General features: G+C 69.0%; 10 protein-coding genes. 2 read left to right on the top strand and 8 right to left on the bottom strand.

Annotated features, from left to right (window positions below; translation table 11 throughout):
• The first annotated feature begins 4 nt into the window (after positions 1-4).
• Positions 5-1453, top strand: a complete 1449-nt coding sequence (locus A5757_RS20265) for a wax ester/triacylglycerol synthase family O-acyltransferase (protein ID WP_066837808.1) — start codon at positions 5-7, stop codon at positions 1451-1453.
• Here A5757_RS20265 and fadD12 read toward each other — a convergent pair.
• Both fadD12 and A5757_RS20255 read right to left on the bottom strand, forming a co-directional pair.
• Positions 1450-3048 (bottom strand): acyl-CoA ligase FadD12, encoded by a 1599-nt coding sequence (gene fadD12 / locus A5757_RS20260; protein ID WP_066838672.1) that lies wholly within the window; start codon positions 3046-3048, stop codon positions 1450-1452. The two genes, A5757_RS20265 and fadD12, sit on opposite strands and share 4 nt — an antisense overlap.
• 83 nt (positions 3049-3131) lie before the next feature.
• Entirely contained in the window at positions 3132-3959 is an 828-nt protein-coding gene (locus A5757_RS20255) for a lysophospholipid acyltransferase family protein (RefSeq protein ID WP_066837799.1), read from the bottom strand.
• 93 nt (positions 3960-4052) lie between these two features.
• Between A5757_RS20255 and A5757_RS20250 the strand changes: the two genes are divergently transcribed.
• Positions 4053-5114, top strand: a complete 1062-nt coding sequence (locus tag A5757_RS20250) for an NAD(P)-dependent oxidoreductase (RefSeq protein WP_066837797.1) — start codon at positions 4053-4055, stop codon at positions 5112-5114.
• On the opposite strand, the gene A5757_RS20245 is transcribed toward A5757_RS20250, so the two are convergent.
• The 6 genes from A5757_RS20245 to A5757_RS20220 are packed head-to-tail and all read right to left on the bottom strand — an operon-like array spanning position 5111 to position 12825.
• Positions 5111-5917 carry an SDR family NAD(P)-dependent oxidoreductase gene (locus A5757_RS20245; RefSeq protein WP_066837795.1) on the bottom strand — a complete coding sequence of 269 codons (807 nt, stop codon included), beginning with the start codon at positions 5915-5917 and terminating at the stop codon, positions 5111-5113. The two genes, A5757_RS20250 and A5757_RS20245, sit on opposite strands and share 4 nt — an antisense overlap.
• Positions 5918-5934: 17 nt before the next feature.
• Complete coding sequence (locus A5757_RS20240; RefSeq protein WP_066837793.1) at positions 5935-8340, bottom strand: CaiB/BaiF CoA-transferase family protein; 2406 nt, start codon at positions 8338-8340, stop codon at positions 5935-5937.
• A complete protein-coding gene (locus A5757_RS20235) occupies positions 8337-9275 on the bottom strand; it encodes an enoyl-CoA hydratase/isomerase family protein (protein WP_066837789.1) in 939 nt (312 codons plus the stop codon). The genes A5757_RS20240 and A5757_RS20235 overlap by 4 nt, the downstream gene beginning before the upstream one ends.
• Positions 9268-10401 (bottom strand): Xaa-Pro peptidase family protein, encoded by a 1134-nt coding sequence (locus A5757_RS20230; protein WP_066837785.1) that lies wholly within the window; start codon positions 10399-10401, stop codon positions 9268-9270. The genes A5757_RS20235 and A5757_RS20230 overlap by 8 nt, the downstream gene beginning before the upstream one ends.
• The gene (locus tag A5757_RS20225; RefSeq protein ID WP_066837782.1) at positions 10391-11659 is read right to left on the bottom strand and encodes a Xaa-Pro peptidase family protein; all 1269 of its coding nucleotides are present in this window, start codon (positions 11657-11659) and stop codon (positions 10391-10393) included. Before A5757_RS20225 ends, A5757_RS20230 begins: the two co-directional genes overlap by 11 nt.
• Positions 11656-12825 (bottom strand): amidohydrolase family protein, encoded by a 1170-nt coding sequence (locus tag A5757_RS20220; RefSeq protein WP_066837781.1) that lies wholly within the window; start codon positions 12823-12825, stop codon positions 11656-11658. Before A5757_RS20220 ends, A5757_RS20225 begins: the two co-directional genes overlap by 4 nt.
• Positions 12826-12853 lie beyond the last annotated feature (28 nt).

Here is a 12853-nt window from a genome sequence, read left to right as displayed (position 1 = left end):
GGGTGTGAAGCGGCTCAACGGCATGGACGCCATGCTGCTGTACAGCGAGACGGAGAATCTGCACACCCACACGCTCAAGGTCGCGATCGTCGACGCGACGAACTTCGCCGACACCTACGGTCACCCGTACTCCTTCGACGACTTCCGCCGCACCATCGCCCGCCGCCTACACCTCCTCGACCCGCTGCGCTACCGGCTCGTCGACATCCCGTTCCGGCTGCACCACCCCATGTGGATGGAGAACTGCGACGTCGACCTCGACTACCACGTGCGTCGGGTACCGATTCCGAGCCCCGGCGGGCGCCGCGAACTCGACGCCGTCATCGGGGACATCGCTAGCACCCCGCTGGACCGCCGCTTCCCCCTCTGGGAGTTCCACTTCGCCGAGGGGATGGCCGACGACCGGTTCGCGCTCATCGGGAAGGTGCACCACACGCTCGCCGACGGCGTCGCGTCGGCGAATCTGCTGGCGCGGCTGATGGATCTGACCGACGGCGACCACGATGAGCGGGACGATTTCCCGACCTGCGGCGAACCCACCACGCGGGAGCTGCTCCGTGAAGCCGGGCGAGATCACGTCCACCAGATCGCCGCGCTGCCGAGACTGGCCGCCGACGCGGCGAAGGGGGCGATCCGCTTACGCAGGCGGGCTCGGGAGCGTCCGGGCGAGCCCGAGATGGCGCGGATGCTGCGCAATCCGCCCACTTTTCTCAACCATCGCGTCTCCCCCGGCCGCACGTTCGCCACCGCCTCCCTTTCCTTGGCGCAGGTCAAGGAGACCGCCAAGCACCTCGACGTGACGTTCAACGACGTCGTGCTGGCGATGGCCGCGGGCGGATTACGGGAGCTGCTGCTGCGTTACGACGGCCGCGCGGACCGCCCGATCATGGCGTCGGTGCCGGTGAGCACCGACCGGTCGGCCGACCGGGTGACGGGCAACGAGATCAGCGGGCTCGCGGTCTCGCTGCCGGTCCACATCGACGATCCGCTGGAGCGGGTACGGCTCACCGCTCTGGCCTCAGCGCGGGCCAAGGAGAACAACGAACTGCTCGGCCCCCGGCTCCCGGGCCGCCTCATGTCGTATCTGCCGGGCGCGTTGGCGCCCACCGCCTTCGGCTGGCAGGCCCGCCACGCCACGCACAACGCATTGATGAACGTCGCGGTGTCCAGCGTGTTCGGCCCCCGCGAACGCGGACACCTCGGCGGCGCCCCCGTCAGCGAGATCTACTCCGTCGGAGTGCTTTCGGCAGGCAGCGCCTTCAACATGACGGTGTGGAGCTACGTCGACCAGGTCGACATCTCGGTGCTCTCCGACGACCAGACGTTCAACGACGTCCACGAGGCCACCGACGCCATGGTGCACAGCCTGGCCGAGATCCGCAGGGCCGCAGGGCTTCCCGAGGAGCTCGACCCCGTCGACACTGCGATGGGGCCTGCGCCGGCGGCTGACTAATCGAGGTGCGCGCGCAGATCCTTGCGCAGCACCTTTCCGGTGTTGCCCCGCGGCAACTCGTCGAGCACCAGGATCTCGCGCGGCACCTTGTAATTCGCGAGGTTGTCGCGGACATGCTGTTTGAGTTCGTCGGGTCCGATCGACGATCCGGCGGCCGGCACGACGAAAGCGGCCAGCCGCTGCCCGTACTTCTCGTCGTCCACCCCGAGCACCGCGGCCTCGGCCACATCGGGATGGGCGGCCAGCGTCTTCTCGACCTCAATGGGGTAGACGTTTTCGCCGCCGGAGACGATCATCTCGTCGTCCCGGCCGACGACGAACAGCCGTCCGTTCTCGTCGAGGTATCCGACGTCTCCGGATGACATGAAACCGTCGTGGAAGTCCTTGGTGGCCCCCGAGGTGTAGCCGTCGAACAGGGTTCCGCTGCGCACGAAGATGCTGCCTGTCTCCCCCGGCGGCAGTTCGCGGAACTCGGGGTCGAAGATGCGGATCTCGGTGCCGTCGGCCGGTGTTCCGGCGGTGTCGGGAGCGGCGCGCAGATCGGCCGGCGTCGCGGTGGCGATCATCCCGGCCTCGGTGGCGTTGTAGTTGTTGTAGATGACGTCGCCAAACTGGTCCATGAAGGCGGTGACCACGTCGGGCCGCATCCGTGACCCCGATGCGGTGGCGAACCGCAGAGATCTGCCGCTGTACCGGGCGCGCACCTCGTCGGGCAAGTCCATGATGCGGTCGAACATCACCGGCACCACCACCAGACCGGTGGCCCGGTGCTCGTCGACCAGGGCCAGCGTAGCCTCCGGGTCGAATTTGCGGCGCGTGACGACCGTGCACGCCAGCAGTGCGGCGAACAGCAGCTGGGAGAACCCCCACGCGTGGAACATCGGGGCGGCGATGACGGTGGTCTCCTCGGCGCGCCACGGCGTGCGGTCGAGCACGGCCTTGAGGTCACCGGCTCCGCCGCTGCCCGCAGATCGCTTGGCGCCCTTCGGTGTCCCAGTGGTGCCCGAGGTCAGCAAGATCGTCTCACTGCTGCGCTGCGCAGGCTGTGGCCGCTGTCCGCGGTGGGCATCGATGAGCCCGTCGACGGAGCGCTGCCCGTCGGTCGGGTTGTCGGTCCACGCGATGACGTGCACCGCGTCGGGTTTGCCTGCCAGCGCCCGTCCCACGATCTCGGTGTACTCGTCGTCGTAGATCACGGTGATGTTCTTGCCGGCACCCTCCCGCTCGACGACCTCGGCCAGCGCGGGGCCGGCGAACGAGGTGTTGAGCAGCAGGGCGTCCGCGCCGATGCGGTTGGCGGCCAACAGCGCCTCGACGAAGCCTCGGTGGTTGCGGCACATGATCGCGACGGTGCCCGGGGTGCCGCCGGGCAGCTGCTGCAGCGCGGCGGCGAGTGCGTCGGAATCGTCGTCGAGCTGTCTGAACGTCAGCGTGCCGCGTTCGTCGATCAGCCCCGGCCGGTCCGGGCAGCGTTGCGCGGCCGTCGCGAACCCGACCGTCGCCGTCATTCCCACCCGGCGCACCGCCGTCCCCATCCGCAGGTAGCGGTCGGGACGCATCGGTGCGATCAGCCCGGACCGCCAGAGCGTCTGCATCAGACCGGCGCTCGCGCCGACCCTGCTCAGCACATCCCGCGCCAACCCGCCGTTGAGCAACCTGCCTGTGTCCACGCCCGTCCTCACCCCAAAATCGGGAACCGGCGTTCCCGAGCCAGTTCGTCGAGAGCAGTCTGCATCACCGACCGGACGTGCTCGTCGACCGCGGCCACATCGGGGTCCTCGCCGAACTCGGCGACCACGTCGATCGGATCGAGCACCCGGCTGACCACCTTGGCGGGCAGCGGCAGGTTCGGCGGGAGGATGGCCGAGATGCCGAACGGGAATCCCACGGTGATGGGCAGGATCTCCATCCGGATCTTCTTGAGCCCCAGCCGTCGCGCCAGCGAGTCACCACGCGCCAGGAAAAGCTGCGTCTCCTGCCCGCCGATGGACACCATCGGCACGATCGGCACCTCGGCCTCGATCGCGGTCCGCACATAGCCCGTCCGGCCGGCGAAATCGATGCGGTTGGCGAACGTCGGGCGGTAGGAGTCGTAGTCACCACCGGGGAACACCAGCACGACAGCGCCGTCGCGTAGCGCCTGACCCGCATTCTCCCGGCTGGCCTCGATGACCCCCGCGCGCCGCAGCAGACTGCCCAGCGGCGGTACGAACACCCCGTAGTGGGCCAGGGTGTAGACCGGTCGGTCGAAGCCGAAGCGGTCATAGAAGGCCGGCGCGAAGATCAGCACGTCGGGGGTCAACATGCCGCCGGAGTGGTTGGACACCACCAGCGCACCACCGGCGTCGGGGATCGCGTCCAGGTCGCGGACCTCGGCGCGGAAGTAGCGCCGGATCGCCGCCCCGGCGGTCTTGGCGATCATCGCGGTGAACTCCGGATCCCACTTCGCCACCTCGGGGCGCTCAGGCGGCACCCGAGTGTCGGCGTCAGTGCTGTCGTCGTTCATGGCCCCCCTCGACACGACGGAAGATCTGCAGTCCTTGATTACGTTACTCTCGCAAAACGTAAACTCCGTAACCGCTCGACCGCCGGGGGAAACATGTCAGACGCCGTACTCGTCACCGGTGGTTTCGGGCTGGTCGGTTCCCAGACGGTTCGCCGGTTGGCGGAATCGGGCCGCCGGGTGATCGCCACCGACCTGCAGACCGACGCCAACCGCAAGGCCGCATCGGCGTTACCCACCGGCGCCGAAGCACGCTGGGCGGACCTGACCGACCGCGCTCAGGTCGAGAGTTTGCTGGCCGAGGTGGCTCCTGCGGCGATCATCCATCTCGCCGCGGTGATCCCGCCGCCGATCTACCGCAACCCCAAGGTGGCGCGCAAGGTCAACGTCGACGCCACCGCCACGCTGGTGCGGGCGGCCGAGGCGCTACCCGACCGGCCCCGGTTCGTGCAGGCGTCCAGCAACGCCGTCTACGGCGCACGCAATCCGCACCGCCACGACGGCCCGGTGACCGCCGAGACCCCGCCCCATCCGACCGACCTCTACGGCGGACACAAGCTCGAGGCCGAGGAGATCGTGCGCGCCTCCAGCCTGGACTGGGTGGTGCTGCGCCTCGGCGGCGTACTCAGCGTCGACCCCAAGGCGATGCCGTTCACCACCGACGCATTGTTCTTCGAGAGCGCGTTGCCCACCGACGGCCGGCTGCACAGCGTCGACGTCCGCGACGTGGCGTGGGCCTTCGTGGCGGCCACCACCGCCGACGTGGTCGGTGAGATCCTGCACATCGCAGGGGACGACACCCACAAGCTGCGCCAGGGCGACGTCGGGCGGGCACTGGCGGGCGCACGCGGGATGGCGCGTGCGCTGCCGCCGGGGCGCCCCGGTGACCCCGATCGCGACGACGCCTGGTTCATCACCGACTGGATGGACGCCACCCGGGCGCAGGAAGCGCTGGGCTTCCAACACCATTCGTGGCCCGACATGCTCGCGGAGATGAGCAGGCAGACCGGTCTCATGCGCTATCCGATGCAGCTGCTGGCGCCGCTGGCGCGGGTCTTCGTCGCCCGCTACGGCGCCTACCGCGACACCCCGGGCCGCTACGCCGATCCGTGGGCGGCGATCCGCGCCCGGCTCGGTGAGCCCGGTCTGGACCGCTAACCCGGGCCCAGCGTGGCCGCACCGGTCTGCGGATGGCGGTACCAGCCGCCGGCCGCGTGCGTTCCGCCGTCCACGTGCAGCGTCTGGCCGGTGAGGTAACTCGACAGGTCCGAGGCCAGAAACACCGCGGCACCGGCGATCTCGTCGACACTGCCGGGCCGGCCCATCGGGATCGCGTCACCGATGCCCGCGGGCAGACCGCCCGGCGACAGCGCCAGCAGGCCCTCGGTGACGATGACGTCGGGCGCCAGGGCGTTGACCCGGATGCCGTGCGGGGCGAGTTCGAACGCGGCGGTCTTGGTGTAGTTGACGACGCCCGCCTTCGCGGCGGCGTACGCCGCGTATCCGGGTGCGGCCCGCACGCCCTCGATCGAGGTCACGTTGATGACGCTGCCGCCCAGCCCGGCCGAGACGATGCGCTGGGACACCTGCTGCGTACACGACAGCACGTGTTTGAGGTTCGCCCGGTACAGCGCATCCCAGGCGTTCTCGCTGGTCTCCAGCAGCGGGGAGGAGAACGTGCCGCCGGCGTTGTTCACGAGGATGGTCGGGGTGCCCAGTTCCGCCTCGGTGCGCTCCAGGGCCGCGGCCACCTGACCGGAATCGCGGACGTCGGTGACGACGCCGAGGCCGCCGATCGCCTCGGCGGCGGCTGCGCAGGTGTCGGCGTTTCGTTCCCAGATCGACACGCGGGCGCCGAATGCCGCGAAGGCCGCGGCGATTCCGCGTCCGATGCCGGTGCCGCCGCCGGTGACGACGGCGATCCGGCCGGTGAGCATGATGTCCGACGGGGTGAGGGCCATACCGTGCAGTCAACCAGTCAGCGCGGCGGCCGGTGACCGATGATCCCGTCGGCTTCCAGCTTGTCGATTTCGTCGCGGGACAGCCCGAGTTCGGTGAGCAGCTCGTCGTTGTGCTGGCCGAGCAACGGTGCGGGCTCGCGGTGGAAGCGGTCCGGGCCGGCGGACATCCGGAACGGCAGCGCACTGTGCAGGGCGTCGTCGTTGACCGGATGGCCGACCATTTCGAAGAATTCGCGGTGGGCGAGTTGCGGCAACTCGACCTGCCGGTGCGGTTGCATCACCTTGGCGACCGGAATGCCTGCGCCCCAGAGGGTTTCGATGATCTCGTCACCGGACCGCTCGCTGCACCACTGGCCGAGACGCTTGTCGATCGCGTCGTGGTGGGCGCGTCGTCCCGCCGCGGTGTCCAGCGCCGGGTCCGCGGCCCATTCGGGGCCGCCGAGCGCTGCGCGCAGCGCATGCCACTGGGCGTCGGTCTGCACGGCGATGGCCACCCAGCAGTCCTCGCGACCGAACTCGTCTGTGCCCCTGCTGCGGTATAGGTTCTGCGGTGCGGCGGTCGGTCCGCGGTTGCCGTCGCGGCGCAACAGCGCACCGTAGGCGGTGTACTCGATCACCTGCTCGGCGGCCACGTTGAGCGCGGCGTCGACCATCGCCGCCTCGACGAGCACACCCTCACCGGTGCGGCGGCGGTGCTCCAGCGCCAGCAGCAGCCCGTGTGCGGCGTGAATCCCGGCGTTCGGATCGCCCACCGAATACGGTTCGTAGGGGTTGCGATCGGGGTAGCCGGTGAGCCAGCTGATACCCGCAGCCGCCTCGATGACGTAGGCGAACGCCGGGTTGTCCCGCCACGGACCGTCGAGACCGAAGCCGGGCATGCGCACCAGGATCGCGTCGGGACGCAGCGCGCGCACCGCGGCGAAGTCGAGGCCGATCTGGTCCATCACCCGGGGGGTGAAGTTCTCGACCACCACGTCGGCGGTCGCGATGAAGCGTTTGAGCAGCTCGCGACCCCGGTCGGTGCCCAGGTCGAGCGTGATCCCCTTCTTGTTGGTGTTGAGCCCCGAGAAGATCGGCGAGCGTTCCCACCACGCTTCCTCGCTGACCGGTATGCCCGCGATCAGCCGGGTGCCGTCGGGACGCCGGGTCGATTCGACGTGGATGACCTCCGCCCCGAGCAGCGCCATGATGTGGGTGCACGACGGACCGGCCCAGAATGTCGTCAAGTCGAGGACACGCAACCCCTCGAACGGCAACGCACACGGCGCCGAAACGGACGTTTCGGTGCCGAAACGGGGCTTTTCCTCACCCGTTTGTTCATTTCGGCGGTAGAGGTCGGTGTGCTCGCCGAGGCGCGGGGCCGGTTCCGGCGCCCGCAGCACCGCGGGGTCGAGCCGGTAGGGCGGACCCGGCTGGGTGAAACCGTCGCGCGGATTGGTGACGAACGATCCGCGTTCGGCGAAATGATCGAGGCCGGTGACGTTCTCCCCGTTGGCGACCGGGGCGTTCGGGATGCGGAAGGCCGTCGCCAGATCCCGGATCTCGTCAACGGTCTGGTCGGCGACCCAGGCGTACAGCTCGTCGGCCTTCTCGTTGGCCTGCTGGGTGATGGTGAGCGTGGAGGTCTCGTCGATCCACTCCTCGTGTCCGGTCATCGCGCACAGGTCGAACCACTGCTGGGCGGTACCGCAGCCCACGTCGACGAGACCGTCCTTGGCGCGCGCGATTCCCGGGACCGTCAGCCTGCGGGCGTCGCGCCACGGACGCCCGAGCATCTGGTGGTAGGTCACCGGGTAGTACGTCAAGCCCAACACCTGGGTCTCCAGCATCGACAGGTCGATCACCTCACCGACGCCACGTCGACGGCTGGCCAGCAGCGCGACGGCGGCGTACGCCCCCGCCAGGTACTCACCGACCTGCCCGCCGACGAACACCGGCGCCCGGTCGGCCGAACCCCGGCCCAGCCCGACGATGCCGCCCGACCAGGCCTGCAGCGTGAACTCCGTGGCGGGCCGGCCGGCCCATGGCCCGTCCAGCCCGAACGGCGTGATCGCCGCGACGGTCAGTGTGGGGTGGCGGCGGTGGACGGCGGCGGGGGCGAAACGCGGATGTTCGGCGATGGTCGAACCACGCGACCAGACGACGGCGTCGGCGGAGGCCAGCAGGTCGTCGACGAACGTCTGATCCCCCGACTCGGCGACGACGCTGTGCTTACCACCGGACAGGAAGCTGAACAGGGCGCCTTCGGTGCCGGTGTCCGCGCCCGAGGCGGACCAGCCGCGCAGCGGATCACCCTGCGGTGGTTCGACTTTGACGATCTCGGCACCGCCGTCGGCCAGTAGCTTCGTGCAGTAGGCGCCGGCGATCCCCGTCGACAGGTCGACGATGCGCATACCGGTCAGGGGCGCACTGGGGGACGTCATTCCGCCTGCCTTCTGGACTTGCTGAGCCGGAACTCCGGCGGGAACTTCGCGTCGTTGTCGTTGACGGCGTCGGCGAGTCCGGCGTCGATCGCGTCGCCGAGCATGAAGTCGCCGGCGTCCGGACGGACCGTCCCACCGAGGGATTCGAACACCGCGGACAGCACGCTGCCCAGGTACTCACCCTGGAACTGCTTGACCACCTCGAAGAACATCTTCTGCTGAAACACGCTGTCCACCGGCCGGTTCCGGGCACACGCGGACGCGTACTTGGCCACCTCGTCCTCGAGTTGATCGCGAGGCACCACCTTGTTGACGAAGTTGCAGTCCTTCATCTCGTCGGCGGTGAACGGCCGGCCGGTGAACACCATCTCCTGGAACGGCCGCAGCCCCATGGTCAGCACCCAGGTCCACATCCGCGGACCCCACCCGTAGTACCGGAACGACGGATGGCCGAACAGCGCGTCGTCACTGGAGATGACCATGTCCGCGTCGGCACACTGATAGAAGTGCCAGCCGTAGCAGTAGCCCTTCGCCTCGACGATGCTGATCTTCTTCAGCTCCTGCAGCGCGCGGTTGCCGGCCGCCACGTTGGCGTACCACGCGCCCATCGTGGCGCCGTGCCGGAACGAACCCTTGGGCGGATAGGCCACCTCCGGGTCGTCGACGCGCAGTTCGGCGAGGCGGTCCTCGTCGGTGCTCGCCATGAAGTCGGGCAGATCGGCACCGCTGCCGAGGTTGTCGCCGACACCGCGGATCACCACGACCTTGACGTCGTCGTCGACGCTGGCGCCCCGCAGCAGATCTGCGTACCGCAGCCGCGCCGCCGAGGTCGGTGCGTTCAGGAACTCGGGACGGTTGAAGGTGATCGTCGCGATCTTCGTCGTCGGATCCTTGGCGTAGAGGACGATCTCCTCCGGCGAAGGCCGATCAACCACGAACGGCCTCGCCGTACGCCGGGACGCTGGACAGGATCTCCGCGCCGTCGGCGGTGATCAGCACCGCGTCGCGGGTGAGCGCCGCGCCGACGCCCGCCTCCCAGACGTAGGCGGTGACCGCGAGCACCATGCCGGGCTCGAGGATCTCGGCCTCCGCGGTCGCCCGCAGCCCCGGTGAGACCACCGGCGGGTCGAATCCGAGGCCGAGCCCATGCGCCACCGGCATCGCCGGCAGCGGCTCCCCCGCCTGCTCGTAGGCGTCGAGCAGCGCACTGGTGGCCACGCCGGGCCGACATGCGTCGATCAGTCTTTCCCACAGGTCGTCCCGCCGGCGATACAGCGCGCGCACGGCGTCGGTCGGTTCTCCGACGTAGAGCGTCCGCGCCACCTCGGCCACGTATCCGTCCGCCAGCACTCCCGCCGACAGCGCCACCAGGTCGCCCTCGCGCACCAGCCCGGCGCCCTCGGCGCGGCGCCACGGATGCTCCTTGGAGGTCACCCAGGCCGCGTCCTGGGTCGCCGGGGTGCTCACCCCGCCGGCCGCCTCGGCCTCGAGCACCGCACCGGCGAGGGACTTTTCGGTGACCCCGGGAGCCAAGGCGGCGACACCGGCCGCCAGCCCCTCCTCGGCGACCGTCAGCGCCCGGCGCAACGCCGCCACCTCCTCGGTGGTCTTGATCCGGCGCGCGGCCCGCATGGCCTGTTCGGCGTCGACGAGTTCGGCGTTCGGAAAGACCATCGGCAGCAGCTTGGCGAATGTCGGTGTCAGCGCGTCGGTTCCGACCCGGCGCGCGGTGTCGGCGCCGTTGATGCCCTGCATGATGCCGACCAGTGTCATCGGATTCCAGGCGAATCCGTACAGGTGCTCGTGCGGGATCTCCTCGGGGATGCCCTCGTCCCACGTGCTGTTGAGGTGGATGTCACCGGTCGCGCGCACGAACGAGCAGATCGGTCCGAACGGGCGGGTGCCCACCACCCACAGCTGGGGGGCTCCGGAGATGTAGCGGACGTTGGCCTGCCGGCCGAGGACCAGCACGTCGAGGTCGTGTGCCTCCATCTGCGCCAGGGCGCGCTCCCGGCGGCTGTAGCGCAGCGCCTTGCCGTCGGCCTCGATGTCAATTCCCACTGGGCACCTCATACGGGTCGTACGGATAGGAGGTCAGCGGCATCCAGCCGCCCTCGGTGACCACCACGATCTCCTCGCCGCGGTAGCCGCCCGTGCCGTCTTCCCACACGGTGGGCTCGAACACCAGCAGCATGCCGTCCGGGAAGACGAAGTTGTCGTCCCACTCCTGCCCGAGATCCGTTCCGATCATGGGCATCTCGGCGGCGTTCGTGCCGATGCCGTGTCCCAGGTAGAAGTGTGGGAGCCACGGCTTCTCGCCGCCGGCCGCCGCGGTCGCCGCACGCCCGAGGTCGCCGCAGGTGGCGCCGGCCTTGGTCACCGCCAGCACGGCGTCCACGATCTGGGCCCACTTCTCGAACTGCGCCTGCTGCGCCGGCGTCGGATCCTGTCCGACGATCCAGGTCCGGCCGTGGTCGGAGCAGTAGCCCTGATAGGCGATGGAGACGTCGGTCCACAGCACGTCACCGCGTGCCAGCTCCCGCTCCGTCGTCAGTAGGGGCAGCGCGAGATCACCGGTGGTGGTCCAGGTGCCCTCGGCCTTCGACGCCGGCATGACCTGCCAGATGGAATCGAACATGTTTGTCGTGGCGCCGAGTTCGAAGGCGCGACGCACGAATTCGGCGGACAGATCGATCTGCCGCGCGCCCGGTGCCAGTGACCGCTGGATCTCCGCGACGGCTTCCTCGGTGATCTGGCAGGCGCGCCGGACGCAGGCGATCTGGTCGATCGTCTTGACCAGCTTCGCCGCACCGACCACCGGGGCGGCGTCGACCGGCGCGCTCGGGAACAGCGCGGTGCCGGCCCGTCGCATCGCCCCGGTCAGTTCGTCGGTGGCGATCGCCGCCCCGGACGGGATGAGTCCGGCCAGGATCCTGCCGAACTCGGCCACCCCCTCGTCGAATTCGAGGTACACCGGTCCGTGCAGATGATCGTCGGGCAGGCCGGATTCCATGACCGCACCCTCGCGGAACGGCAGGAACAGGTGCGGGTATGGATCGTCGGCCAGCACGACCGCCACCGGGCGCTCGACGTGGGACAGCCCCGCGTCCGCCAGCGGCCAGCTGATGCCGGTGGCGTACATGACGCTGCCGTTGCCCAGCAGTACCAGCGCGTCCACGCCCTGTTCGGTCATCGCGGCGTGCAACCGCGCACCGACCTCGCGACGCATCCGGTCCAGATCGGGTTCGGCGGGGATGTCCAGCCACGTGTATCCGGTCCGGGCGATCTGGGTGACGCCGGATTGCGTGGACGTTCTCATGCCAACCCGAGGAACTTCTGCACGTTGGTGGACACGATCTTCGTCGCGTTCTCCGGACCGACCGCCTCGACGACGGTGGCCAGCGACTTCTCCGAGTACCCGAACGTGGATTCGTTGTGCGGGTAGTCGCTCGACCACATCACGTTGTCCACACCGATACGGTCGATCAGCTGCAGACCGAGCGGGTCGACCATGAACGAGGCGCTCATGTGGTTGTCCCAGTAGTGCCGGACCGGATGCTGCAGTTCGTGATTGAACATGTGCCGGTAGGACGCCAGCATGTGCTCGGCGTCCTGCAGCGCTGTGGGCACCCAGGCGATGCCACCCTCGAACCAGCCGATCTTCAGGCTCGGGTGCCGGTCGAGGATGCCGGAGAACACGTACTTGGCGAACTGCTCACGGAACGAGTCGACGTTGACCATCATGCCGACCACAACGCTGTTGTTCTGGCACGGCGTCTTCGGCGGGGTCTCGCCGATGTGGTGGCTGACCGGCAGTCCGGCCGCCTCGATCTCGTCCCACACCGCGTCCATCGCGGTGCTGCCGTAATCGTAGATGTTGCCCTCGTCGTCCTTGCCGGGGTTGAGCGGGAGCAGGAACGTCTTGAGCCCCAACGACTTCAGTTCTTCGATGGTGCTACGGGTCCCTTTGGGGTCCCACCAGTTGATCAGCCCGACGCCGTAGAAGTGGCCGTTGGACCGCTCCTGCAGATCGGCGATGTGCTCGTTGTAAATCCGGAACACCCGCTCACGCAGCGACTTGTCGGGGTAGTGGAAAAGGGCGAGGACGGCATTTGGGAACGCGAGTTCCTTGTCGATGCCGTCCTCTTTGAGTTCGCGGATGCGGGCGTCGATGTTGTTCGAGGCGGCACCGGCGAGGTCGTCGTACTGCATCAGGACGCGGCCGAAGTCACCTCCGGTCCAGGCCTTGCCCTTCATGCCGACCATGTAGGCACCGTCCTCGTACCAGATGCGCGGTGCGGCGCCCTTGAGCTCCTCGGGGAAGCGGTCGTAGAAGATGTCGTCGGCCACGGAGATGTGGTTGTCGGCGGAGAAGATCTCGGTATCGGCCGGCAGACCGGTCACCGCTCCGGTGGAGTGGCCGTGCCGGTGCTTCGGGGCACCGAAACCTTCGGGGGGATAGAGGGTGGTGCTGGGGGCTGACATCTTTGGCACTCCAATCGGGCTGTGAGAC

It is taken from the genome of Mycobacterium sp. 852013-51886_SCH5428379, from assembly GCF_001665575.1.
Lineage (GTDB): Bacteria > Actinomycetota > Actinomycetes > Mycobacteriales > Mycobacteriaceae > Mycobacterium.
This window is presented reverse-complemented; position numbering and strand designations above follow the sequence as displayed.